The sequence below is a fragment of the Parasphingorhabdus sp. genome, assembly GCF_041748495.1.
Lineage (GTDB): Bacteria > Pseudomonadota > Alphaproteobacteria > Sphingomonadales > Sphingomonadaceae > Parasphingorhabdus.
Window position 1 is genome coordinate 12,642 of the sequence record NZ_JBGTDD010000061.1, and the last position, 23,109, is coordinate 35,750.

The 23,109-nt window shown below is 58.8% G+C and carries 23 protein-coding genes; 14 read left to right on the forward strand and 9 right to left on the reverse strand.

Annotated elements, in window-relative coordinates; translation table 11 throughout:
- Nucleotides 1–96 precede the first annotated feature (96 nt).
- On the forward strand, nt 97–1,383 hold the full coding sequence (locus ACEW8J_RS05050; protein WP_373490549.1) for an MgtC/SapB family protein: 1,287 nt from the start codon (nt 97–99) through the stop codon (nt 1,381–1,383).
- Between the two features lie 15 nt (nt 1,384–1,398).
- On the opposite strand, the gene ACEW8J_RS05055 is transcribed toward ACEW8J_RS05050, so the two are convergent.
- The 3 genes from ACEW8J_RS05055 to ACEW8J_RS05065 are packed head-to-tail and all read right to left on the reverse strand — an operon-like array spanning nt 1,399 to nt 3,584.
- The gene (locus ACEW8J_RS05055) at nt 1,399–2,079 is read right to left on the reverse strand and encodes a spermidine synthase (protein WP_373490550.1); all 681 of its coding nucleotides are present in this window, start codon (nt 2,077–2,079) and stop codon (nt 1,399–1,401) included.
- The gene (locus tag ACEW8J_RS05060; RefSeq protein WP_373490551.1) at nt 2,079–2,858 is read right to left on the reverse strand and encodes a hypothetical protein; all 780 of its coding nucleotides are present in this window, start codon (nt 2,856–2,858) and stop codon (nt 2,079–2,081) included. The genes ACEW8J_RS05055 and ACEW8J_RS05060 overlap by 1 nt, the downstream gene beginning before the upstream one ends.
- A gap of 12 nt (nt 2,859–2,870) precedes the next feature.
- The gene (locus ACEW8J_RS05065) at nt 2,871–3,584 is read right to left on the reverse strand and encodes an SDR family NAD(P)-dependent oxidoreductase (RefSeq protein WP_373490552.1); all 714 of its coding nucleotides are present in this window, start codon (nt 3,582–3,584) and stop codon (nt 2,871–2,873) included.
- Nucleotides 3,585–3,786: 202 nt separating this feature from the next.
- Between ACEW8J_RS05065 and sdhC the strand changes: the two genes are divergently transcribed.
- The 4 genes from sdhC to ACEW8J_RS05085 are packed head-to-tail and all read left to right on the forward strand — an operon-like array spanning nt 3,787 to nt 6,781.
- The gene (gene sdhC / locus ACEW8J_RS05070) at nt 3,787–4,197 is read left to right on the forward strand and encodes a succinate dehydrogenase, cytochrome b556 subunit (protein WP_373490553.1); all 411 of its coding nucleotides are present in this window, start codon (nt 3,787–3,789) and stop codon (nt 4,195–4,197) included.
- Between the two features lie 18 nt (nt 4,198–4,215).
- Entirely contained in the window at nt 4,216–4,605 is a 390-nt protein-coding gene (sdhD, locus tag ACEW8J_RS05075) for a succinate dehydrogenase, hydrophobic membrane anchor protein (protein WP_373490554.1), read from the forward strand.
- Nucleotides 4,602–6,422 (forward strand): succinate dehydrogenase flavoprotein subunit, encoded by a 1,821-nt coding sequence (gene sdhA, locus ACEW8J_RS05080; RefSeq protein ID WP_373490555.1) that lies wholly within the window; start codon nt 4,602–4,604, stop codon nt 6,420–6,422. Before sdhD ends, sdhA begins: the two co-directional genes overlap by 4 nt.
- Nucleotides 6,422–6,781 (forward strand): hypothetical protein, encoded by a 360-nt coding sequence (locus tag ACEW8J_RS05085; protein WP_373490556.1) that lies wholly within the window; start codon nt 6,422–6,424, stop codon nt 6,779–6,781. Before sdhA ends, ACEW8J_RS05085 begins: the two co-directional genes overlap by 1 nt.
- 97 nt (nt 6,782–6,878) lie before the next feature.
- Here the strand turns inward: ACEW8J_RS05085 and ACEW8J_RS05090 are convergent, their stop codons facing one another.
- The 4 genes from ACEW8J_RS05090 to ACEW8J_RS05105 all read right to left on the reverse strand — a co-directional run bounded on the left by ACEW8J_RS05090 (nt 6,879) and on the right by ACEW8J_RS05105 (nt 10,134).
- Nucleotides 6,879–7,400: a hypothetical protein gene (locus ACEW8J_RS05090; protein ID WP_373490557.1), complete on the reverse strand. Its 522-nt coding sequence runs from the start codon at nt 7,398–7,400 to the stop codon at nt 6,879–6,881.
- A gap of 30 nt (nt 7,401–7,430) precedes the next feature.
- The gene (locus ACEW8J_RS05095; protein WP_373490558.1) at nt 7,431–7,919 is read right to left on the reverse strand and encodes a hypothetical protein; all 489 of its coding nucleotides are present in this window, start codon (nt 7,917–7,919) and stop codon (nt 7,431–7,433) included.
- Between the two features lie 25 nt (nt 7,920–7,944).
- Nucleotides 7,945–9,093: an alpha-hydroxy acid oxidase gene (locus ACEW8J_RS05100; RefSeq protein ID WP_373490572.1), complete on the reverse strand. Its 1,149-nt coding sequence runs from the start codon at nt 9,091–9,093 to the stop codon at nt 7,945–7,947.
- 132 nt (nt 9,094–9,225) lie between these two features.
- The gene (locus ACEW8J_RS05105; RefSeq protein WP_373490559.1) at nt 9,226–10,134 is read right to left on the reverse strand and encodes a neutral zinc metallopeptidase; all 909 of its coding nucleotides are present in this window, start codon (nt 10,132–10,134) and stop codon (nt 9,226–9,228) included.
- A 126-nt stretch (nt 10,135–10,260) separates the two neighbouring features.
- Here ACEW8J_RS05105 and ACEW8J_RS05110 point away from each other — a divergent pair, with 126 nt between their 5' ends.
- The 4 genes from ACEW8J_RS05110 to ACEW8J_RS05125 all read left to right on the forward strand — a co-directional run bounded on the left by ACEW8J_RS05110 (nt 10,261) and on the right by ACEW8J_RS05125 (nt 13,386).
- Nucleotides 10,261–11,046, forward strand: coding sequence for a 3-hydroxybutyrate dehydrogenase (locus ACEW8J_RS05110; protein ID WP_373490560.1), 786 nt, complete (start codon nt 10,261–10,263; stop codon nt 11,044–11,046).
- On the forward strand, nt 11,043–11,630 hold the full coding sequence (locus ACEW8J_RS05115) for a DUF4893 domain-containing protein (protein WP_373490561.1): 588 nt from the start codon (nt 11,043–11,045) through the stop codon (nt 11,628–11,630). The genes ACEW8J_RS05110 and ACEW8J_RS05115 overlap by 4 nt, the downstream gene beginning before the upstream one ends.
- 64 nt (nt 11,631–11,694) lie before the next feature.
- Nucleotides 11,695–13,020 carry an amidohydrolase gene (locus tag ACEW8J_RS05120; RefSeq protein WP_373490562.1) on the forward strand — a complete coding sequence of 442 codons (1,326 nt, stop codon included), beginning with the start codon at nt 11,695–11,697 and terminating at the stop codon, nt 13,018–13,020.
- Nucleotides 13,021–13,386 (forward strand): hypothetical protein, encoded by a 366-nt coding sequence (locus ACEW8J_RS05125; RefSeq protein ID WP_373490563.1) that lies wholly within the window; start codon nt 13,021–13,023, stop codon nt 13,384–13,386.
- 50 nt (nt 13,387–13,436) lie between these two features.
- Here the strand turns inward: ACEW8J_RS05125 and ACEW8J_RS05130 are convergent, their stop codons facing one another.
- Complete coding sequence (locus ACEW8J_RS05130) at nt 13,437–13,817, reverse strand: hypothetical protein (RefSeq protein WP_373490564.1); 381 nt, start codon at nt 13,815–13,817, stop codon at nt 13,437–13,439.
- Nucleotides 13,818–14,005: 188 nt separating this feature from the next.
- On the opposite strand from ACEW8J_RS05130, the gene ACEW8J_RS05135 reads away from it, so the two are divergent.
- The 5 genes from ACEW8J_RS05135 to ACEW8J_RS05155 all read left to right on the forward strand — a co-directional run bounded on the left by ACEW8J_RS05135 (nt 14,006) and on the right by ACEW8J_RS05155 (nt 22,421).
- On the forward strand, nt 14,006–15,397 hold the full coding sequence (locus ACEW8J_RS05135) for a short-chain fatty acyl-CoA regulator family protein (RefSeq protein WP_373490565.1): 1,392 nt from the start codon (nt 14,006–14,008) through the stop codon (nt 15,395–15,397).
- 160 nt (nt 15,398–15,557) lie between these two features.
- Nucleotides 15,558–16,946 (forward strand): TIGR03013 family XrtA/PEP-CTERM system glycosyltransferase, encoded by a 1,389-nt coding sequence (locus ACEW8J_RS05140; protein WP_373490566.1) that lies wholly within the window; start codon nt 15,558–15,560, stop codon nt 16,944–16,946.
- 1 nt (nt 16,947) lies between these two features.
- Complete coding sequence (prsK, locus tag ACEW8J_RS05145; protein ID WP_373490567.1) at nt 16,948–19,044, forward strand: XrtA/PEP-CTERM system histidine kinase PrsK; 2,097 nt, start codon at nt 16,948–16,950, stop codon at nt 19,042–19,044.
- Nucleotides 19,041–20,426: a PEP-CTERM-box response regulator transcription factor gene (gene prsR / locus ACEW8J_RS05150; RefSeq protein ID WP_373490568.1), complete on the forward strand. Its 1,386-nt coding sequence runs from the start codon at nt 19,041–19,043 to the stop codon at nt 20,424–20,426. Before prsK ends, prsR begins: the two co-directional genes overlap by 4 nt.
- 54 nt (nt 20,427–20,480) lie before the next feature.
- Nucleotides 20,481–22,421, forward strand: coding sequence for a tetratricopeptide repeat protein (locus ACEW8J_RS05155; RefSeq protein ID WP_373490569.1), 1,941 nt, complete (start codon nt 20,481–20,483; stop codon nt 22,419–22,421).
- A gap of 143 nt (nt 22,422–22,564) precedes the next feature.
- On the opposite strand, the gene ACEW8J_RS05160 is transcribed toward ACEW8J_RS05155, so the two are convergent.
- Complete coding sequence (locus tag ACEW8J_RS05160; protein WP_373490570.1) at nt 22,565–22,909, reverse strand: GntR family transcriptional regulator; 345 nt, start codon at nt 22,907–22,909, stop codon at nt 22,565–22,567.
- Nucleotides 22,910–23,109 lie beyond the last annotated feature (200 nt).

Here is a 23,109-nt window from a genome sequence, read left to right on the forward strand (position 1 = left end):
AATTACGTATAGGCTGTTGGCGGCATGAGCCTGTCTAAACGCTCATGATCGAACAGAAATCGAAATGGACAACCGCATTTTCCGTTGGAGCTGCTGATGGAGGATTCTGATCTCTGGCTGGTCTACCGCGATCTCGCGATAGCACTGGCGGCGGGGCTGCTGATCGGTGTCGAGCGAGGCTGGGCGATGCGCGGCGAGCCAAAGGGTGCGCGCGTGGCCGGCATTCGCACCTTTGGCCTGATCGCCGGAATGGGCGGTCTGGTGGCACTGATTGCCCAGAGCCTCAGTCTGGTCATGGCGGCAATCCTGCTCGCTGCGATCGTGACCATGCTGTCGGTCAGCTATGCCAAGACCATTCACGATCCGGACGGGCGGAGCATCACCAATTATGTGGTTGCGCTGTCGACGCTGTGCCTCGGCCTTCTGGCGGGAAGTGGCTATCCGGCGGTGGCGCTGGCCGGCGCGGCGATTGTCGCGGCGCTGTTGGCCACCCGGTCCGAACTGCACGGTTTCCTAAGAAAATTGGGGGAAACCGATATCAAGGCGGCGATCCGCTTCGCGATCATCGCCCTGGCAGTATTGCCGTTTCTGCCGGACCGCGCCTACGGACCTTATGAAGCCTTTAATCCGCAGCAACTGTGGTTCGTTGTCATATTGGTGACTGGGCTTTCCTTTGCCGGCTATGTCGCCAACCGGATATTCGGGGCCGACCATGGCACGATCGTGACGGCCGTGATTGGCGGTGCCTATAGTTCGACCGCAGTCACGGCATCGCTGTCCCAGCGGCTGCGTAGCGAAGATAGCAGCGGGCGCAGCCTGTCGGCCGGAATCGCGCTGGCGTCGTCGGTGATGTATATCCGGGTGCTGTTGCTGACATTCATTCTCGCGAATTTCGCCTTTCTCCCGATGGCCATGATCCTGGTGCCAGCGGCCATGGTAGCCGGATTGGCCGGTTTGCTGATGCTGCGCAAAAGCGGGGCAACGAAAGCGGGCGAGCAAGTCGAGACCCGCAATCCGATCCGCTTGCTGCCCGCCTTTTTCTTTGCCGCAACGGTTGCCGCGATGTCGCTGGCCGCGCGCTGGGCCGAGGCGGAATTCGGCAGCAGCGGGATTGCCTATCTGGTCCTGATCATGGGCTCGCTTGACGTTGATGCCGCGATCATCACGCTCGGAACCCTGCCGGGCGGCACGATTGCGGTCAATCTGGCCGGATTTGTGCTGGCGATGACGGTATTGGCCAATATGCTCTTCAAAACCGCCGTGGTGGTGGTTACCGCTGGCTGGAAAAGCGGGCGGTCGGCAGCCATCGCCCTGACTGCGAGCAGTCTCGTACTGGCCATGGCCGGACTGGTCAGTTTTGTGGTGCTGGATATCCACTTCTAGCCAGCCCGATCGCAGCTAGGCTTTTTTGGCCAGCCATATGGTATGTTTTGCGCCTTTGCCATTGCTCCGGGCGGGAACAGATTTTTCTTCCACGACAAAGCTGGATTTGTGCAGACGCGACGTGAATTTGCTATCCCCTTCGCTCGACCAGACTGCCAATATGCCGTTCGACCGCAGCGCTTTCCTGGCCGCAGACAGGCCTGCCATATTGTAAAGCCGGTCATTGGCTTCATGGGTGAGGCCGTCCGGTCCATTGTCGACATCGAGCAGGATCGCGTCATATTCGCGGTCTGCCTTGTTGATGACATCGCAGACATCGCCGGCAGTGATGGTCACGCGGCTATCCTCGAGACCATTTTTCGATAGCACCGCCATCGGCCCGCGGGCCCATTGGACGATGGCAGGAATCAGCTCAACCACTTCAACGCTCGCCTGCGGCGGCAAAACGGACAGAGCAGCACGCAACGTAAAGCCCATGCCGTAACCGCCAACCAATATACGGGGATTTTTAACCGCGAGCCGTTCGCAGGTGAGGGTGGCCAGCGCTTCTTCCGATCCGCTGAGGCGGCTGTTCATCAGTTCGATGCGGCCGAGCATGATCGAAAATTCGTCTGCACCTTTCAGTTCACGCCGGAACAGGCGCAACTCGCCGCCGCCCGGAATGGTGGCGGTATCAAGCAGTTCTCGGGCGATCACTAATTGACTTCAATCTTGGTAGATCGAGTAATGGACAGGCTTCCAAAATTCACGATATGATGGAATAATTCTCCACTTTGTTGAACGAGTAACCCGACTTCCATAGGAGATAATATCCAGAATCGTTCCAATGATTCAACACCTTCTAAGGTTAGAGCTTGTTTGCCGTCTGACAGCCGACCGACTAACAGCTTTGTTGCAATGATTTCTCCATCTCGTTGCGCGACAATCGCAAGGTAGTGTTTCAAAGGTAAAGATCGTTTATATTGCTCCCGTGCAGGTGCGCCGGTAGTTTCTGCCGCTTCCATCGCTGCTAATGCTGCTGCTTCAGCAGCGTCTGAAGCGTCATCCATCTGAGTGCCGATCGCGAGAGGTAATCCTGTTTCCTGATCCGGCAAAAATACCGCAGCGATCACGCTGCCGCTATTGTCACTCAAAAGCTTACGGCTTTGCTCACTATCTCGATCAAAGAATATGATATTATGGATGACATTCTCACGGTAGCTTTTGCTCGAATAGGATCCGCTGCTGCCATTTCTGTCATTACTGATGATCGTAATGGCTGATTGATCATTGCCTTGAAGATCTATCACCTGACCCATGCGATATTCGATTTGTCCGTCGACAACAGCCAGCGGAGTTCGCTCTTGTTGGTTACTACCGCCGATATTGGCAATTGAAATGGCTATGAATATCACTGCAACCACGCCGGCAAGGCCGAAAGCGGCGAAAATCCAGATAAGCCAGTTAGTCTTCTTTTCTGTCTTTATATCGGTCATGATATTTCCTTATCATCGCACGAAGCTGGCGCCGTTGGCGTCGAGGATCGCGCCGGTCATGCTGGCCGGTGCATCGAGCGCGCAATAACGGGCCATCGAAGCGATTTCTTCCGGCTGGGCCACGCGGCCAAGCGGGATGTCGGCGAGCAACCTGTCGCCGCCGCGGCTGGCCAGATAATCCTCGGCCATGCCGGTCATGGTGAAGCCGGGGCAGATGGCAAAGGCCAGGATCTGCTGATGCGCATAAGCTCTGGCAATCGATTTGGTCATCGCCACCATGCCGCCCTTGGAGGCCGCATAATGCCAGTGGTCGGGCCCGTCCCCGCGATAGGCGGCGCGGCTGGCGATATTGACGATCCGGCCGCTGTCGCCACGCTGCTGAAAATGCAGCACCGCGAGTCGGCACAGTTCGGCCGAGGCGGTGAGATTGATGGTCATCGTCCGGTTCCAGCTGTCCAGCCAGTCATCGGCACCGATCGGATTAGGCTCGAACAGGCCGGCATTGTTGATCAGCACGTCGATGCGCCCGTCGAGCCGGTCGAGGGCCTGTTGCCACAATCGGGGTGCGGCGCCTTCCAGAGTGAAATCGGAGGCGATCAGACTGTCGCCGCCCGCCGTGCTTTGGCCGATTACGGCCACATCGTCCGTGTCCAGCGCTTCGACAATGGCCTTGCCGATCCCGCGGCTGGCTCCGGTCACCAATATATGTATCTTTGTTTTGCTCATATCCGAGTGCCTAGAACGCCTGCGTGCGCACGTCCATGGACGATGTGAATTTCCTGCATCGGACCATGCCAGCCGTTCCTTCCCCCTAATAAAATCACAAATTGCGCTGCATCCCGTTTGCATGATCCACGCTTTTCGCTAAGGGAATGGTTCGTTTTTCAAGACTCCGGCACGGGCCGGGGAGATTGTTCAGGGGAAGACCATGGCCGGCGCATCAGGTTCAACATCGAACAGACCGCTTTCACCGCATCTGCAAGTCTATAAATGGGGGCCGCATATGCTGGTGTCCATTCTGCACCGGGCAACCGGCGACGGCATGGCGCTGGTCGGCGTGCCGCTGCTGGTCTGGTGGCTCTATGCCATTTCTGCCGGACCCGAGAGCTATGCCTATTTCCGCAGCTGGTTCGACTGGTTCTATCTCGGCTATATCGTCCTCGTCGGCATGAGCTTTGCCTTTTTCGAGCATATGTATTCGGGATTGCGCCATTTCGTGATGGATGCCGGAGCCGGCTATGAATTGCAGACCAACAAGATGTGGGCGACCGCGGTGCCGCTGGCGGCGATCCTCACCACCGCGGTGATGTGGTTCTACATCGCTTTCAAAAATTTGTGACGGATTAGGAACAGGATCATGGGTTCAGGAACCAATATTGGCCGGGTACGCGGCCTCGGATCGGCGCAAGAAGGCGCGCATCACTGGTTAGTCCAGCGGGTTACGGCATTGAGCAATCTGCTGCTGGTGCTGTGGCTGGTCTTCTCGCTGGTCCGGCTGCCCAATTTCGAGCATGACCTGCTGGTCGAATGGCTGGCCTCGCCGCTGGTCGCGGTGCCGATGATGTTGATGCTGGTCAGCATATTCTGGCATTTGCGGATCGGCCTGCAGGTGCTGATCGAGGATTATGTCCAAGACCATGGCGTCAAATTCGGCCTGATCGTCCTGCTCAACTTTTTCGCCCTCGGCGGCGCGTCTCTGGGTATCTTCTCGGTCGCGAAAATAGCCTTTACCGGAGTGGTAGCATGAAGACCGAAGACACCGCCCAGCCTGCTTACAAGATCATTGATCACACCTATGATACCGTGGTTGTCGGTGCCGGTGGCTCCGGTCTGCGGGCGACCATGGGCGCAGCGGAAGCGGGCCTGAAAACCGCCTGCATCACCAAGGTCTTTCCGACCCGTTCGCACACCGTTGCGGCGCAGGGCGGGATTGCCGCATCGCTGGGCAACAACACGCCCGACCACTGGCAGTGGCACATGTATGACACGGTCAAGGGCTCCGACTGGCTCGGCGACCAGGACGCGATCGAATATCTGGTGCGCGAAGCACCGCAGGCGGTCTACGAGCTGGAACATGCCGGCGTGCCATTCTCGCGCAACGAAGACGGCACCATCTACCAGCGTCCCTTTGGCGGTCATATGCAGAATATGGGCGAGGGGCCTCCGGTTCAGCGCACCTGTGCCGCTGCCGACCGCACCGGCCATGCGATGCTGCACGCGCTCTATCAGCAGAGCCTGAAATATGACGCGGATTTCTTCATCGAATATTTCGCCATCGACCTGATCATGGAAGACGGCGAGTGCCGGGGCGTCATCGCGCTCTGCCTCGAAGACGGTTCGATCCACCGGTTCCGCAGCCATGCTGTGGTGCTGGCCACCGGCGGTTCGGGCCGCTGCTATTTCAGTGCGACCTCCGCCCACACCTGCACCGGTGACGGCGGCGGCATGGTGCTGCGCGCGGGCCTGCCGCTGCAGGACATGGAATTTGTCCAGTTTCACCCGACCGGCATCTACGGTGCCGGCGTGCTGATTACCGAAGGCGCACGCGGCGAGGGCGGTTATCTCACCAACAGCGAAGGCGAGCGGTTCATGGAACGCTACGCGCCGAGCGCCAAGGATCTGGCCAGCCGCGACGTGGTTTCACGCTGCATGGCCACCGAAATCCGCGAAGGCCGCGGCGTCGGGCCGGAGAAGGATCATATCTATCTCCATCTCGACCATATCGCGCCGGATGTGCTGGCCGAACGGCTGCCGGGGATTACCGAAACCGGCAAGATTTTCGCTGGCGTCGACCTGACCCGCGAAGCGCTGCCGGTGGTACCGACGGTCCATTATAATATGGGCGGCATCCCCTGCAATTATCATGGCGAAGTGATCAACCCGACCGCCGATGATCCGGATGCGATCGTGCCGGGCCTCTATTCGGTCGGCGAAGCGGCCTGTGTCTCGGTGCACGGTGCCAACCGTCTGGGGTCCAACTCGCTGATCGATCTGGTGGTGTTTGGCCGGGCAACCGGTTTGCGGCTCAAGGAAAAGCTGACACCCAACGCCTCGCACAAACCACTGCCAGCGGATTCCGCCGATCTGGCGCTGGCGCGACTGGACCATTTCCGCAACGCCAAGGGTTCGATCCCGACGGCTGACCTGCGGATGGAAATGCAGAAAACCATGCAGGCGCACGCTGCCGTGTTCCGCGACAACAAGCTGCTCGAAGAGGGTGTTGCAGCGATGGACAAGGTCAATGCCAAGCTCGCCGATGTCGGCGTCACCGACCGCTCGCTGATCTGGAACACCGACCTGATCGAGACGCTCGAGCTCGACAATCTGATGTCGCAGGCGATGGTGACGATTAAGTCTGCCGCCAACCGCAAGGAAAGCCGCGGCGCCCACATGCAGGAAGACTATCCGGATCGCGACGACAAGGAATGGATGAAGCACACCGTCATCACCTTTGATGGCTGGGGCGGCAAGGGTGGCAACAGCGAAATCAGCTATCGCCCGGTCCATGATTATACGCTGACCGACGAAGCGGAATATGTGAAGCCGAAGAAACGGGTATATTAATGGCGATTCCGCCGGTCCTTATCGGGGCGGTCGGAACCCTCGTGACCAATCCCAAGGTTCAGAAAATGGCCGGGAAACTGGCGAACAACGTCTATGGCCGGATCATCGGCGGCAACAAAAAGTCGGTTCAGGCTATTGAACAGGAGGATTCTGCCGAGATTTCCGATCGCGAATTGCTGCAGGAAATTTCCCGGAAGCTGGACGATGTGGCTGACAAATCGGAACTGGCTGAGGCTTTCGCTTTCCTGCAGGCTGACCTGGACCAACGCCATCACCGGCAAAAGATCCTGACGACCTGTTTCGGGGCAGCCAATCTTGTTCTGATCGCGCTATTGGCGGGCGTTGTCTTTTTCGGCTGAAGATGTCCGGGATTTATCACCTGCAATAGCGGAGATCACGGCGTGCTGATCCCAACGAACGCCTCGGCCTTTCGTGGCCGGATCGTCAGTTTTGCCGTCAGGAGGCGTCAGCATCTGAAGCTGCCGGAGCGCAGCCCTGACTGACTGCCATCCCCTTCAGAAAACTGCGCCGGGCAAATCCCGCCGCCAGCGCCTGCTCATAGCGCTGTTGGGCCTCGTTGGCACCGGTCACTTCCCGGACGACGCCGCGAAACGGGATGATGCTGGCCAGCATGCCCCCTGCAACCCGGCTGACGCTGCGTTCGCGTTTTTCCGTGCGCGACAGCTCAAAGCCCTCGTTGACATCCGGTCCCAGCATCGGCCGCAGACTGACAATCTCGGTGTTGATCGCACGGCAACCCCTGATTCCAGTCAGATCATAAGGTGCCTTCTCAATCCCCAGCAAGCGGGCGGGTATCTCATCCTTCTTCAGATTGAAGTCCTTGGCTGGTTGCGTGACAGCATTTTCCATATGGTTGATCATCGGCCGATCATCATTGGGCGCTTGGGCACATAGCGGCTGCGACGCCAGCGACAGCGTCACCAGGCCGGCGGAAACGACATATCTGAATGCGACCACGATTTTCTTCCTTGTTGCCCCCAAGGTTGATTAAGGTCGGGCGGGTGCCCTGCAGCCCTTTTGCAAGCCGACGCCCTTCAGGAAACCACGCCGGACGGTACCGGCATAGACGGCGACATTATAGCGCCGACGCTCGGCATTGGCGCCGGTGATCTCGCCGATAATGCCGCGAAACGGGATGATCGACCCGACTGCGCTGCCGGCCACCCGTGCGGCCGTTTCCTCGCGTTTTTTCGCCCGACTCTTGTCTTCCTGTTCATTGACATCCGGACCCAGAACATAGTTGAGCTCTTCGACTTCCGCGATAATGGCAGCGCATCTGTTCAAGCCTCTTAACGAATAGGGATCATCCTGGATATCGATCAGTTTTTGCGGGACTTCCTTGCCGTCAAACGGCTCGGTGACCTTGTTACCTGTCGATTCGATGGTGGAATCCTCCTGTGCCCCGGCTTGTGCGAAAGCAGGAGAGTTTATCGAGGCAGCCAGCAATAACATTGCGCTTGCGTGTATCTTTTTCATTATTCTAATCCCCTAAAAGCGCGGCCTATCGAAAGCGAAGATTGTCGCGGTTCAACTGATCAACCGCCGTAACGCCCATTAGTTTCATGTCGCGTTCGATTTCTGCTTGCAGCAAGGAAAGGATTCGCTCAACCCCTCCCTGTCCGGCCGCGGCCAGCGCATAGAGATAGAGGCGCCCGCCGGAGCAGGCCTTGGCGCCGACGCTGAGCGCTTTCAGCACATGGCTGCCGCGGGTGATGCCGCCATCGCAGATCACATCCAGCCTGTCACCGACCGCATCGCAGATTTCGGCGAGTTGGTCGAATGGCGCGCGGCTGCCGTCCAGTTGCCGGCCGCCATGATTGGATACCATGATCGCGGTGGCACCGATATCGACGGCGCGCCGGGCATCGGCAACCGACATGATCCCTTTCAGGCAAAATTCACCGCCCCAATCCTTCGCGATTTCTTCGGCCATCGCCCAGTCGAGCGACTGGTCGAGCATGTTGGTGAAATAATCAGCAACGGAATTGGGGACGCTTGTGCCTTCCGAGACATGGTCCTTGAGGTTGGACAGTTCAAACTTGTCCCGGAACAGGTAATTCAAGCCCCAGGCCGGCTTCGCTGCATAGCTCCAGAAGCTGGTCGGGGTAATCCGCGGCGGGCTGGTGAAGCCCGAGCGCAGACAGCGCTCCCGGTTGCCGCCGACGATCGTGTCCACGGTCAACGTCAACGCATCGAATTTGGCCGCCTTGCACCGCTCGACCATCGATCGGTTGAGATCCTTGTCCTTGTGCACGTAGAGCTGGAACATTTTCGGCGTGCTGATGCTCGATCCGATGTCCTCGATGCTCACCGTGCCAAGCGAGGAAATGCCGAAGAACGTGCCGAATTTTTCCGCTGCCCTGGCAACGGCATGTTCGCCCTGCCAGTGGAACAGGCGTTGCAGCGCGGTGGGAGAGAGGAACAGCGGCATGGCCAGCTTCTGTCCCATCACGGTCGTGCTCATGTCGATTGTCTCGACACCTGTGAGCACGTTGGGCACGAGATCGCAAGATTCATAGGCGACGGTATTGCGTCGCCGCGTGATCTCGTCATCTGCCGCGCCATCGATATAGTCGAATATCGGAAAGGGCAGGCGTTTTTTCGCGAGTGTGCGGAAATCATCTACATTGTGGCATTCCGAGATATTCATAATCATCTTTCGGTCTGGCGAACATGCGCCTCGTTCGTTCCCAGCGCATTCCATGTTCAGCGACAGGGTTTAGACGAACCCGCGCATCTCGCAAGTCGCCTTTGTGGCCTGGACCGGACAGCGGTGTCTCAGCTAGACTGCCCCTTCGGCAAAACTGTTGCACGCAGCCGGATCTCCGGTTTCCAGGCCTTTCCGAAGCCACTCTTTGCGCTGCTCCGAGGTCCCGTGGGTGAACATGCTTTCGACCGGGCGCTGGCCGGCGCCGCGCATCAATGTGTCATCGCCGATGGCATGAGCGGCATTGAGCCCTTCCTCGACATCACCGGGTTCCATCCGGTCGGCATTTTGGGCGGCCCAGACACCGGCGTAGCAATCCGCCTGCAATTCCATCCGGACCTGCAGCGCATTGCCTTCCGCCTTGCTCGCTGTGCGCTGGTCATTGCGCACCTGATCGGCGATTCCGGTCAGATTCTGGATATGATGTCCGACTTCATGAGCGATGACATAAGCTTGGGCGAAATCGCCGTCGGCGCCCAATCGGGTCGACATTTCGCGAAAGAAACTGGTGTCCAGATAGACACCCTGATCGGCCGGACAATAGAAAGGTCCCATGGCGGCCTGCGCTGCACCGCAGCCCGATTGCCCGGACTGGTCGTAAAAGGTGAGGGTGGTCGGCCGATAGCGCTCGCCCCGCTGCGCGAACAATCTCTCCCATGTCTGTTCGGTGGAGGCGAGCACCTGACAGGCGAACAGCTCCTCCTCCGTATCGCAAGCGACATTGGCGCTGGAACCATTGGGTTGGAAGCCTCCGGCACCGGTATTGTCCGCGAGTTGCAGTCCGCCGCCGCCGAAATAGAAAAAGGCAAGCGCGGCTCCGCCGATCAGCAGAATCGTGCCACAACCCAGCTTCCGACCGAGGAGCATCGGCAGAAAGCTGAGCAGCAGGCCCAGACCGCCGCCACCGCCGCCGCCGAAGCCGCCACCACCACCGCGACCCTGATCGCGAACATTCTTGCTGGGGTCCAGATCGTCCAGGCGCATCGAATATCTCCTCTTCGATTCGCAATTCGCCTGATTTTTGACAAAGCGCAAGCGTCGGCAGTTTCTTTTACAAAAGCATTGCAGTGCGGGCCGACTGTTTTAAGGTCGCGGCAAAGGAGAATATGCATGTTTCTAAAGGGCAAGACTGCTCTGATTACAGGGTCTACTTCGGGTATCGGCGCAGGCTATGCCAAAGCGCTGGCCGCCGAAGGTGCGGCGGTGATGATCAACGGATTTGGCGACGCGGGCGAAATCGAAACGCTGCGCCAAGAGCTGGAATCGCTGAGCGGCGCCAAGGCGGCCTATAGCGATGCCGACATGACCAGGCCCGAGGACATCCGCAAAATGTGCAGCGATTGTACCGAGTTGTTGGGCGGGGCCGATATATTGATCAACAACGCCGGCATCCAGTTTGTCGCCCCGGTCGACGAATTTCCCGAGGATAAATGGAATGCGGTCATGGATATCATCCTGAACAGCGCCTTCCATGCCACCAAGGCGGTGCTGCCGGGGATGAAGGCGAAAGGCTGGGGCCGGATCATCAACACCGGATCAATGCACAGCAAGGTCGCCAGCCCTTATAAATCGGCCTATAATGCCGCGAAACACGCGCTGGACGGTTTCGGCAAGACCGTGGCGCTGGAAGTCGCGACCCTTGGGATCACGGTCAACACGATTTCTCCCGGCTATACCTGGACGCCGCTGGTAGAGGGACAGATACCCGATACGATGGCGGTGCGCGGGCTGACTCGCGAGCAGGTGATCAATGATGTTTTGCTGGCACCGCAGCCGACCAAGGAATTTGTCCAGATCGACCAGATCGCGGCGCTGGCGATATTTCTGTGCAAGGATGAGGCGCGTTCGATCACCGGTGCGAATATCTCGATCGACGGCGGCTGGACGGCGCAGTGATAGCCGGACTTCTCCTGCTCGCTGCAGCTGCTGGCGAGCCGCAGGCCGATTCCGGATGGCGCGAGCGGGCCACCGCTTTCGATGTGGACAGGCTGGAACGATGGGAGGAGGCGTTGGAGATCGGCCGGTCGGGGGTCATTGCTGCGGGCAAAGGGGCTGTGCTGGCGGCGCGTTCGCCGCTCTTCGAAAAGGATGCCGCTCTGGCCAGCAGCGATATTCCGCCAGGCCTGTACCATTGTTCGATCACCAAGCTGGATAGCGATGCGGAAGGCGAACTTGCCTATGTCGCCTATGCTCCTTTCAAATGCCGGGTGGTGGATCAGAATGGCCGCAAGCATTTTACCAAGTTGACCGGATCGCAGCGGACGATCGGCTGGATCGATCAGGCGAGCGGGGACCATTCGGTATATCTCGGCACTCTGATCTATCATTATGAAGACGCTTTGGTGCCATACGGAGAGACGGTGCAGCGCGACCAGGCGGCGGTTGTGCACCATATCGGACCGGACCGGTGGCGGATGATATTTCCGTTTCCGGCCTATGAAAGCAAGGTTGACGTTATGGAGCTGACACCGGCGCAATGAATTTTGGGACTGACAAGGGCGGCGGATCGGATTAGGCTGGGCCCAACAGGCAATATGGGGGTTGATGATGCGGATATTTACGAAACTGGGTTTGCTGGCTGCGGCGTCGATGCTGGCGGTTTCGCCGGCGCAGGCCGATGACCTGAACAAGGCGATCGCGGCCGATCTGCCATCGCTGATGGAAATCTACCGCGATCTGCACAGCAATCCCGAACTGAGCGGCGAGGAAGTCCGCACCGCTGCGAAACTGGCAACAGAAGCCCGGCGTCTCGGCTTCACCGTGACCGAAAAGGTTGGCGGCACCGGCGTGGTGGCGGTGATGGAAAATGGCGAGGGGCCGACGGTGATGCTGCGCGCGGACATGGACGGATTGCCGCTCGAGGAAAAAACCGGGCTGCCCTTTGCGTCGACCGTCAAAGCAAAAACCCGGCAGGGCAATGATACATATGTGATGCACGCCTGCGGCCACGACACCCATATGACCGGATGGGTGGCGGCGGCCCGGCAATTGGTGGCGCGTAAGGATGAATGGGCCGGCACTTTGGTGATGATCCTGCAACCGGCCGAAGAAACCGGTGAAGGGGCTCTGGCGATGCTCGAAGACGGCTTATATACAAGATTTCCGAAGCCCGATTATGCGATCGCTTTCCATGATGCCGCGGGGGCGCCGGCAGGCTATATCGGCTATTCTCCCGGTTTTGCCCTGGCCAATGTCGACAGCGTCGATATCGAGGTGAAGGGTGTGGGCGGTCATGGCGCCTATCCGCATACTACCAAGGACCCGGTGGTTCTGGCCAGCCGCATTGTCGGCGCGTTGCAGACGCTGGTCAGCCGCGAGATTGATCCGCAGGATCCGGCGGTCGTGACGGTCGGCAGTTTCCAGGCCGGATCCAAGCATAATATCATTTCCGACGAAGCGCTGCTGCTGATCACCGTGCGCAGCTATGGTGATGAAACGCGGGCGAAGCTGCTCGAGGGAATCAAGCGGATCGCGCGCGGCGAAGCGATTGCCGCCGGCATGCCGGAAGACCGGATGCCGGTTGTGACGCTGCGCGAAGCTGAATTTACCCCGGCGACCTATAACAGTCCGGAATTCACTCTCGAAATGGCGCAGCTGTTTGAGACGCGCTTCGGCAAGGACCGCGTCGTACAGTCAAAACCGGTGATGGGCGGCGAGGATTTCAGCCGCTATCGCCGCGCCGACGAAACGATCAACAGCATGATCTTCTGGGTTGGCGGTGTCCCGATGGCCGAATATCAGGCGGCACAGACCGACGGCACCAAATTGCCATCGCTGCACAGTCCGTTCTGGGCACCCGATGCCGAAAAGGTGATCGCAACCGGAGCCGAGGCGCTGACTGCGGCGACCTTGCATATCATGAAGAAATAAATGGTCTGGCGCGGCTTCTCTTTGGCATTGCTGGCCTCTCCAGGAATCGCCTTCGCCGCACCGCCAGCGGCCGCGATCGACCCGGCCTATTTCGAAGGGCGCTGGTCCTTGCTGGAGGAAAGCTGCACGGCGGCCACCAACTGGACGATGATCGCCGGCGGCAATTTTGTCTCCGAGGATCTGAGCGGCAGCTGGGAGTGGAGCGAGGGCGAACTGCTGTTGCGGCTCGAAGACCTGGCGATTGATGAAGAAAGCGGCGAAGCGGGCGGGCGTTTCCGGATGAATGGCCCCGTCGCCATCATCGATCAGGACCGGTTCGATTTCACCATCGCGCCGGAAATCTACCAGTTGCGCCGCTGTTCCTGACAGCCCTCTGCGGGCTGATGGCCGGATTCCGATAGGCGCCGGGATCGCGACTATTGCGGTTCAGGATTGGGGAGATCCTTGGGGGTCAGCATGATCGGATTGTTGATGTTTCCTGGCTGACCTGCTCCATTGCCGGAAGGCTGACTGCTGCTGGACGTTTTCGCTTCGTCGCGGTCGTCATCCTGACGGTCGAGTACGATCATCGGGTCGCCGAAGGTAAAATTCTCGTCTACCGCCTCATCTTCGTCACCCCAGCCATCATCTCCGGAGCCGTCACTGCCCCACCCGTCATTCATGTTCTGCACGGGGCTGGTAGCGACCAATGGTTCCGTCTGTTCGACGGGCTCCGCTTCCGGCGGCTCGCCGGAAGGCGCGATAAGATAGATCAGCACACCGGTGGATGCGACAAACAGGATGGCTTCTTTGAGCATGAACGAGCACCATTTTCTTTGAAATTCCCGACCGCAAATAGACGGATGCGGTTAAGAAACATTTACTCTCTGGCTGGGGACCAGCGGACTATCCGTCGAACCGGACGGTTCGATCACTAGAGATAGCGGATATTTCGACGATCTCAATTCAACTTGAAATATTGTAAATAAATTTACATAGCGGCCGCATGACCAATCAGAAACTATTCGCCGGTGCGGCGATCAAGCGGCTTCGTCGCAGCGCCGCGATGACTCAGGTCGCGCTGGCCGAGGCGCTGGACATTTCACCCAGCTATCTCAATCTTATCGAACGCAACCAACGGCCGCTCAGCGCGCGGTTGATGCTGCTGCTGGCGGAACGATTCGACTTTGATCCGAGACAGTTGATCGCGGCCGAACCGGGCGGCGGCATTGATGCGATCCGGCAGCGATTGGCCGATCCGATATTTGAAGACCTGTCGATCGATCGCGCGGAACTGGAGGAATGGCTGGTTGCATCGCCGAACAGCGCCGAGGCTTTTGTACGTCTCTTTGACAACCGCAAGACCGGTGACGACAGCGGGCACAGCGCTGGCCCCGACCCGATCCAGACGGTCCGGCGCGAAATAGAACGCTGGCGCAACCATTTTGCCGATCTCGATTCGATGGCCGAGAAGCTGGCCGATGAATTGCGGCTCGGTGCCGGCGAACTTTATGGCGCGATCACGGAACGGCTCCGGGTCAAGCATCAGTTGATGATCCGGATCTTGCCGGAAACCGTGCTGCCCGACAAATTACGGCGTCTCGATCTTCACGCGCGCCAGTTGCAGCTTTCGGAAATGCTGGATCCCGCTTCACGCACATTTCAGGCGGCGCTGTTGCTCGGCCAGATCGAGGCGAAGCGAGAAATTGATGCGCTGGCGGCGGGTGCCACTTTTACCGATCGGGCCGCGGAAAAATTATTCCGCCGTCATCTTTTCGGCTATTTCGCAGCGGCATTGATGATGCCTTATGAGCGGTTTCTAAAGGCCTGCGAGCAGAGCGGCTATCGGATTCAGCTGCTCCAGCGCCGGTTTGGTGCGGGTTTCGAGCAGGTTGCCCACCGTCTGACCACTTTGCAGCGGGTAGGATCGCGGGGGCTGCCGTTTTTCATGGTCCGGATCGATCGCTCCGGCATGATCTCGAAACGCTATGCGGGGGCCAGCAAGGCACCGCTGGTGGAAAGCGCCCATCGTTGTCCGCTCTGGGATATTCACCGTGTTTTCGAGCAACCCGCAGAAATCCGCTCGCAGCTGGTCGCTCTGGAAGACGGCTCGACATGGTTCACATTGTCCCGTGCGGTGCAGGGCATCGGCTCCGGGGCCGGCGGATATACGCCGGCCTTTGCCATCGGACTGGGCGTTTCTGCCGATGTCGCCTCGGTGCTGCACGATGCGCGCGGCAAGGATTTGAGCATCGAGCATGCCGATCCGATCGGACTGGGTTGCCCCGCCTGCACCCGGCCGCAATGTTCGCAGAGGTCAGCGCCGCCGCGCAGCAGGCCGCTGAAATTCGACGAACGGGAACGCGGATTGACGCCCTTTGATTTTGTCAACGATTAGACAGCTCGAATAACCGCCCCGCGTCGCGCCGCGAAACTGTCGGCATATTGAACAATTCTGACGAATTCGGGCGATTCCGTGCAAATATATTTGTAAAATTTACCGACAGATAACCAATTTTGCTTATGGCCATGCGGACGAAGGAAAGTCTGCGCGCAACATGATCCGATTGTTTAAACATTATATTCCCTATCCAGTAATTTTTCTGGGCTTTATCGATTTCCTGCTGCTGCTGATGGCGGCAGAAGTGGGCTGGATCCTGCGTGCGGTCCAGATCGACATGGCTGTCGGCTCGATCCTGGACCGACCGGCGCCGATCGCGAGTTTTGCGATTGCGTTGCAGCTGGCTCTGATCGCGGTCGGTATTTATGGCTCCGAATCCCTGCAATCCCTGCGCTTTGCTGCCGCACGCATCCTGGTGGCCATTTCTCTGGGCGTCATTTTTCTCTCATTGCTGTCGTTCGTCATGCCCGGCGCCACCCTGTGGCGCTCCAATTCTCTTTACGCGATGGTGCTGGCGATCCTGTTTCTGATGGTCATCCGGATTTTGCTGGGGACGATATTGGACAGTGACATTTTCAAGCGACGTCTGCTGATCCTCGGTGCCGGTCCGCGAGCCGGCCGGATTGCCGCCCTGGAGAAGCGTCAGGACAGCGGCTTCATTATCGCGGGCTATGTCGCCATGAACGAGGGGCCGAATGTTGTCGAATCCGCGATCCGGCGGCAGGATATCGCCAATCTGCCGCAACATGTAATTGATCTGGAAGTGAGCGAAGTGGTGCTGGCGCTGGAAGAACGGCGCAATTCGCTTCCGGTTGCCGATCTGCTGACGATCAAGACCACTGGTGTTCATGTCAATGACATGTCCAGTTTCATGGAGCGGGAAACCGGCCGTGTCGATCTGGATAGCGTCAACCCGAGCTGGTTCATTTTCTCTGACGGATTTTCGTCCGGCCGCCGACTGTCGACCCTGTTCAAAAGGGGCTTTGATATATTTCTGAGTCTGCTGTTGCTGGTTCTGACCGGACCGGTGATCCTGCTTTTCGCCTTGCTTATCAAGCTGGAGAGCAAGGGAGGGAGCTTTTTCAAGCAGGAACGGGTGGGCCTTTACGGCCAGAAATTCAAAATTCACAAACTCCGGTCGATGCGCGCAGACGCCGAGATTGGCGGTCAGGCGATCTGGGCAACCGAAAATGATCCCCGGATCACCCGCATTGGCAGATTCATTCGCAAGGTGCGCATCGACGAACTGCCCCAGGCGTGGAGCGTATTGAAGGGCGAGATGAGCTTTGTCGGGCCCCGTCCGGAACGGCCGCAATTTGTCGACGACCTGCAAACCCAGATGCCATTTTATGCCGAGCGGCATATCATCAAGCCGGGCATCACCGGCTGGGCACAGATCAACTATCCCTACGGGGCGTCCATCGAAGATGCGCGGCACAAGCTGGAATATGATCTTTATTACGCCAAAAATTACACGCCGTTCCTCGACATTCTGATCATCCTGCAAACCATCAGAGTGATATTATGGCCAGAGGGAGCGCGCTGAGATGGTGACGCTGCTCGATTATATCAGCCTGTTCGGTCATGGCATTGCCGCGGCACTTTTTGGCGCACTGGCGATTTGGCAATTTCAGCGCAAGGTCGAGCGCAATGAAAAGCATTTGTGGCTGATCAGTGCGATCGCCCTGACCAGTTTCTGGGCTCTTTCGATCGCGGTCGAAGGACATCTATCGCCGATTTCGCGATTTGCAGAAACATTGCGCAATTTCGGCTGGCTGGGCTTCATGTTCACTTTGCTGCGCGCCGGCGAAGGGCGCGACGAACCGAAGACGGTCAATATCATCTATGCTGCTTTGACCTTCGTTCTACTCGGCCAGATGCTCGTCGATTCGCTATTGCCTGCTTTTGCCGGAAGCCCCCGTCTCGAAGGCGTTACGCTATATACCTCGCTCGTGCTGCGAATGATCTTCGCGGCGGGAGTTCTCGTGCTTGTCCACAATCTCTATTCGATTTCCGCACTGGAAACGCGCTGGGGTATCCGACTGCCTATGGCATCGCTGGCTGCGATCTGGACCTATGACCTCAATCTGTTCACGATCACCTATCTGACCCAGCAGATGCCGATAGAATTGCATGCGATGCGGGGACCAATGATGGCGGTTATTGCTCCTATTCTGGCACTTGCATCGATGCGCAACTCCGAATGGGACCTCAAGCTTTCACGCAGCGTCGCCTTCCGTTCGCTATCGCTGGTTGCGATCGGCAGCTATCTGCTGATGATGATTGTGATTGCGACGGCGCTGCAAATCATCGGCGGCGACTATGCGCGCCTGGCTCAGATCAGCTTTCTGTTCGGCACGACCATCGGGGCCTTGCTTCTCCTGCCTTCGGGCCGCTTCCGTGCGTGGATGAAGGTCAAGCTGGCGAAGAACTTTTTCCAGCACCGCTATGATTATCGGTCCGAGTGGATCCGCTTTACCGACACGATCGGACGCCCCGGTACCGACAGCGCGCCCTTTCATGAACGGGTGATAAAGGCGATCGCCGACATTACCGATTCGCCGGGCGGTATCTTGCTGGTGCCAGATGATTCGGGGCAGCTGGTGCTGCAATCCCGATGGAACTGGTCGTCGATCAAGGTCCCGGCGGCTGCGTGCAATGTCCGGACGATCGCGTTTTTCGAAGACACGGGTCATATTGTCGAGTTTGATGCGCTGCGCGCCGGCGAGGACCCAAAATGTGAATCGGCCGCAATTCCGGACTGGATGGTCACGGATGAGCGGGCATGGGTCGCGGTTCCTCTGGTCCATTTCGATCGGCTCACCGGCCTGATGCTGTTGGCCCGCCCCCGGATCAACCGCACCCTGGATTGGGAGGATCTGGATATGCTCCGCGTGGTCGGCCGTCAGGTCGCCAGCTACCTGGCCGAATATCGCAGCCAGGAATCGCTTTCCGAAGTGCAGAGATTTGACGAGTTCAACCGGCGGATGGCGTTCATCATGCATGACATCAAGAATCTTGTCAGCCAGCTCAGCCTGCTTGCCGACAATGCCAAGCGCCATGCCGGCAATCCCGAATTTCAGGTGGACATGATCGATACATTGCAGGATTCCGCTGGCAAGATGAATAGCCTGCTCAAGCGCCTGTCGCAGCATAACAAGGCAAGTCCGAATGAGCCGAAGTTGGTAAAAGTCGCCGATCTGATCCGTTCTATCGTCGAAAAAAACCGCCTGCTGCACAATGTCCAGAGCAAGAAGATCGAGGATCTGACAATCTTTGCCGATCCCGCCCGTGTCGATCAGGTTCTGGGGCATTTGGTCCAGAATGCGATCGATGCCAGCGCCGTCGGAGCACCGATCACCATCAATGCGCACCGCCGCGATCTCAGCGTGGCGATCGAAGTCTGTGATCAGGGGACAGGCATGTCCAGCGAGTTTATTCGCAGTCAGCTGTTCAAGCCTTTTGCCTCCAGCAAGCAGGGCGGTTTCGGCATCGGCGCCTTTGAAGCGCGCGAGCTGGCGCAAGCGATGAAAGGGCGCCTTGAGGTCGATAGTTCAGAAGGGGTGGGCAGCCGGTTCACCCTGATCCTGCCGCTTGCCAAAAATTTATCGGATGAATTCTCCGCTGACGAAAGGGCCGCATGATGCCGGACAAAGTTCAACCCAGAAAAGAGAAGCTGCTGATCGTCGAGGATGATTCTGGCCTGCAGAAGCAACTCAAATGGGCCTATGACGACTTCGACGTGATCATTGTTGGCGACCGTGAATCGGCAATCGAGATGCTGCGCGCGGAGGAGCCGGATGTGGTCACGCTCGACCTCGGCCTCCCGCCGGATCCCGATGGTACCACCGAAGGCTTTGCGACCATGGACGCGATCCTGAGTCTGAAACCTGATACCAAGATCATCGTGGCGTCCGGTCATGGCGAAAAAGCCAGTGCCTTGCGCGCGATTTCCAGCGGTGCCTGGGATTTTTACCAGAAGCCGGTGGATATCGACGAACTCGGTCTGATTGTCCGCCGTGCCTTTCATGTGCACCGGCTGGAACAGGAAAATGCCAGCCTTGCCGCGCGCGGCAATGGCGATCGCTATATATTGGGCCAGATCATCACCGGCGCGCCGGAAATGCTGAAAGTGGCGCAGATGGTCGAGCGGGTGGCCAATACCAATGCATCGGTGATGCTGCTCGGGGCGAGCGGAACCGGCAAGGAATTGCTGGCCAAGGGCCTGCACGACGAGAGCGACCGGCGGGACAGGGCCTTTGTCGCGATCAATTGTGCCGCCATTCCCGAAAATCTGCTCGAGTCCGAATTGTTCGGCCATGAAAAAGGCGCCTTTACCGGGGCGATCAAGACCACCGAGGGCAAGATCGAACAGGCCAGTGGCGGCACCTTGTTCCTTGATGAAGTCGGCGATATTCCGCTCCCGCTGCAGGTGAAACTGCTGCGTTTTCTGCAGGAGCGGGTGATCGAGCGGATCGGAGGCCGCAAGGCGATCGCGGTCGACACGCGGATCGTCTGCGCCACCCACCAGAATCTGGAACAGATGATCAGGGACAATGCATTTCGCGAGGATCTTTACTATCGGCTGGCGGAAATCGTCATCAAGATTCCGCCCTTGTCCGGGCGTTCCGGCGATGCCAGCCTGCTGGCACGGCATTTCCAGAAGAAATTTGCCGCGGAAATCAACCCTGCGGTCAAGGGGCTGGCACCCGATGCGCTGGCCGCGCTCGAGGCCTGGCATTGGCCGGGCAATGTGCGCGAACTGGAAAACCGGATCAAGCGCGCGGTGATCATGGCCGATGGCAAGATGATCGGCGCCAGGGATCTGGATCTGGACGTGGATGAGGATCGGGCGACCGACCTGCTGAACCTGAAAGCGGCGCGCGAAGCCGCCGACCGCTCGGCGATCCTGAGGGCCATTTCCCAGACCAGCGGCAATATTTCCAACGCCGCCAAATTGCTCGGAATCAGCCGCCCGACGCTTTATGACCTGCTCAAGCAATATAAATTGCAGCAAGCCAGCTGAGCGATGATCAGGGATCTGGTTCACAAACTGCTGACGGGTACCAGGCCGGTCATTATGTCCGCCGCGCTGGCGCTGGCCCTCGTCGGCGTTCCGACCGCCATATATGGCGCCAGTGAAGGCAATGCGGATGCCCGGGAAGCCTTTGCCAATGCCGAAAAATTTCGCGCCCGCCGCGACATCAGGTCGGCCCGGATCGAATTGATGAATGCGATCAAGGCCGACCCGGAGTGGATCGATGCGCGGGTGGCGCAGGCCGAAGTGCTGCTGGGCCTGCGCGATGGCATCGGCGCGGAAGCGGAACTCGACCGGGCGGTGCAACTGGGTCTGGATCCCGCTGCGGTCCGGCATCTGCTCGGCCACGCCTATGCCATCCAAGGCAAGGCGCCACAAGCGCGCGAGCAGTTGCTGGCGGATGATATTCCGCAGCAAAATCTGGGATATGCCGCCCGCATCAGGGGCAGGCTTGCGCTGCAGATGGGGGACAGCGAACTGGCTGGCCAGGCCTTCAACCGGGCGATGGAACTGGACGAGAAAAATCCCGACCTGTGGGTTGATATTGCCCGCTTCCGCGCCGATTCCGGCGACCAGGCCGGTGCGACCAATGCGGTCGACGAAGCGGTTCGGCTCGATCCCGACAATATTCGTGCGCTGCAATATCGCGGCGAGCTGCTGCGCTTCCAGTTCGGCCTCGGCGCTGCCTTGCCCTGGTTCGAGCGGGCGTTGCAGATCGATCCCAATGATGTGCCGCTGCTGACCGAATATGCCGCGACACTGGGAGACATGGGACGGATGACCGATATGCTGGTCGTTGCGCGCAAGATCCTCTCGCTCGACGGCTCCAACCCGCGCGCCTTCTTCATGCAGGCGGTCCTTGCCGCCCGGGCCGGCGAATATGGCCTCGCCCGGCGACTGATGCAGCAAACCAAGGGCGTGATCGACAACGTTCCGGCGGTATTGCTGGTCCAGGGAATCGTCGAACATGGCGAAGGCAATCACAATGCAGCGGTGGACAAGTTCGCTCGGCTGGTATCGATCCAGCCGGACAACCGGCAGGCGCAGAATTTGCTGGCGCGGTCGCTCTATCTGGCCGGCAGCACGGTCGATGCGATTGACGTGCTGAAGCCGCAGGTCAATCGCAGCGGTGCCGAACCCTATGCCTTGTGGCTGGCGGGCCGGGCGCTGGAGGCGATTGATGAGCGTGGCCAGGCAGCAGCGGTACTGAACCGCGCCGCAATCCATGATGCGGGCGCGGAAAGCGCGTTCATGGCGGCTGCGCCGCTCAGCGTGCTGCAGGCCGAGGCCGGGCGGAATGCCAGTGATGCCCGGGTGGTGGTTCCCTATATTCGCGCGCTTTATGATGCGGGCGATTACAGCGCCGCCTTCGCCGAGGCCAAGCGGCTGCAACAGGCCAATCCCGGAGCGAGCGCCGCGCATATTCTGGTGGCCGATGTCGCCGCTGCCATGGGCAATTATGACGAAGCGCTGGCGGCGTTGGATGAGGCCCGCAGCATCCGCTTTTCCGAACCGGTGGTGCTGCGTCTGGTCGAGGTGTTGCGCGCGCAGGGGGCGATGCAGAGATCCGGCGAGATACTGGCGCAATATCTCAATCACAATCCCAGCAATATCTCGGGTCTCCGCTGGATGGCCTACGCCCATCTGGAAACCGAAAGCTGGGCGGTCGCGGCTCATATACTGGAAAATCTGCGGAAACGGATTGGCGACAATGATGCGCTGATCATGGCCGGGCTGACTCAGGCCTATAGCGGGCTGGGTCAGCGGGAAAAGGCGATTGCCGCTGGCCGGGTCGCCTATCGGGTGCAACCGTCCAGCCCGGTGGTCTCGCATCTTTACGGCCTGGCTTTGCTGGCCGACAACAAGCGCAAGGGCGACGGTATCAGCCTGCTTGAAAAAGCGGTAGGGATCATGCCGGAAAATCCGGTCTATCGGGAAAGCCTGCGTCGGGCCCGCGCCGGGCAGGGTAGAACGCAGGGTTAGGCCAATTGCCGGGCGATGCCCTGGGTCTGGATCCTCTTTTTTACCGTTAGTCCTGCGCTGGCCTTCGGCTCGACAAGCTCACCACTAACGGCAAGAGGCAGGCGCGATAATTGCGTTGATATGACCGGACATTCGTCAGACGTTCAGGCGTCGCTCTCAACAAGATCGTCGATCGACAGGTCCAGCCGCTGCATCTGGCGCTGGACCGGTGGCCAGATATTCTTGATAAAATCTTCCCGCTGGGCAAGGCGCAGGCGATTTTTTGCGCCGGCGGCGACAAACATGCCGACGCCGCGTTTCACCGTGACCAGTCCGTCTTCCTGAAATCCCTGATAGGCCTTCGCCACGGTCAGCGGATTGGCACCCTGTTCCGCTGCAAAGACGCGGACCGACGGCAGCATGTCACCTTCGCGATAGTCGCCATCCAATATGGATTCGGAAATAATGTCGCGCAATTTCAGATAGACGGGTTTGCTTGCATTGTTCATACTGCTTCACTGCCATAACACAGCGATGCAGGCAAGGGACAAGTTCAGCTTTTTCCAATATTTAGTGTCTCACCTTTGGAGTAAACCCACCAGCTTGTAGCTGGTATAAGGCTTCAGCCGTTTTGGTTTGCTAAGCACTATCCTCCAGAAAATGACCGGCTCGCAGGCGAAGTCATTTTCTGGAGGATAGTGCTTATGCC

What these genes read in the sequence shown, in the direction of transcription:
- ACEW8J_RS05120 (WP_373490562.1), top strand. Translation starts at nt 11,695, where the DNA reads ATGATGCGGATATTTACGAAACTGGGTTTGCTGGCTGCGGCGTCGATG.
- ACEW8J_RS05125 (WP_373490563.1), top strand. Translation starts at nt 13,021, where the DNA reads ATGGTCTGGCGCGGCTTCTCTTTGGCATTGCTGGCCTCTCCAGGAATC.
- ACEW8J_RS05050 (WP_373490549.1), top strand. Translation starts at nt 97, where the DNA reads ATGGAGGATTCTGATCTCTGGCTGGTCTACCGCGATCTCGCGATAGCA.
- ACEW8J_RS05140 (WP_373490566.1), top strand. Translation starts at nt 15,558, where the DNA reads ATGATCCGATTGTTTAAACATTATATTCCCTATCCAGTAATTTTTCTG.
- sdhD (WP_373490554.1), top strand. Translation starts at nt 4,216, where the DNA reads ATGGGTTCAGGAACCAATATTGGCCGGGTACGCGGCCTCGGATCGGCG.
- ACEW8J_RS05100 (WP_373490572.1), bottom strand. Translation starts at nt 9,093, where the DNA reads ATGAATATCTCGGAATGCCACAATGTAGATGATTTCCGCACACTCGCG.
- ACEW8J_RS05060 (WP_373490551.1), bottom strand. Translation starts at nt 2,858, where the DNA reads ATGACCGATATAAAGACAGAAAAGAAGACTAACTGGCTTATCTGGATT.
- prsK (WP_373490567.1), top strand. Translation starts at nt 16,948, where the DNA reads ATGGTGACGCTGCTCGATTATATCAGCCTGTTCGGTCATGGCATTGCC.
- prsR (WP_373490568.1), top strand. Translation starts at nt 19,041, where the DNA reads ATGATGCCGGACAAAGTTCAACCCAGAAAAGAGAAGCTGCTGATCGTC.
- ACEW8J_RS05135 (WP_373490565.1), top strand. Translation starts at nt 14,006, where the DNA reads ATGACCAATCAGAAACTATTCGCCGGTGCGGCGATCAAGCGGCTTCGT.
- sdhA (WP_373490555.1), top strand. Translation starts at nt 4,602, where the DNA reads ATGAAGACCGAAGACACCGCCCAGCCTGCTTACAAGATCATTGATCAC.
- ACEW8J_RS05155 (WP_373490569.1), top strand. Translation starts at nt 20,481, where the DNA reads ATGTCCGCCGCGCTGGCGCTGGCCCTCGTCGGCGTTCCGACCGCCATA.
- ACEW8J_RS05065 (WP_373490552.1), bottom strand. Translation starts at nt 3,584, where the DNA reads ATGAGCAAAACAAAGATACATATATTGGTGACCGGAGCCAGCCGCGGG.
- ACEW8J_RS05130 (WP_373490564.1), bottom strand. Translation starts at nt 13,817, where the DNA reads ATGCTCAAAGAAGCCATCCTGTTTGTCGCATCCACCGGTGTGCTGATC.
- sdhC (WP_373490553.1), top strand. Translation starts at nt 3,787, where the DNA reads ATGGCCGGCGCATCAGGTTCAACATCGAACAGACCGCTTTCACCGCAT.
- ACEW8J_RS05105 (WP_373490559.1), bottom strand. Translation starts at nt 10,134, where the DNA reads ATGCGCCTGGACGATCTGGACCCCAGCAAGAATGTTCGCGATCAGGGT.
- ACEW8J_RS05085 (WP_373490556.1), top strand. Translation starts at nt 6,422, where the DNA reads ATGGCGATTCCGCCGGTCCTTATCGGGGCGGTCGGAACCCTCGTGACC.
- ACEW8J_RS05160 (WP_373490570.1), bottom strand. Translation starts at nt 22,909, where the DNA reads ATGAACAATGCAAGCAAACCCGTCTATCTGAAATTGCGCGACATTATT.
- ACEW8J_RS05110 (WP_373490560.1), top strand. Translation starts at nt 10,261, where the DNA reads ATGTTTCTAAAGGGCAAGACTGCTCTGATTACAGGGTCTACTTCGGGT.
- ACEW8J_RS05095 (WP_373490558.1), bottom strand. Translation starts at nt 7,919, where the DNA reads ATGAAAAAGATACACGCAAGCGCAATGTTATTGCTGGCTGCCTCGATA.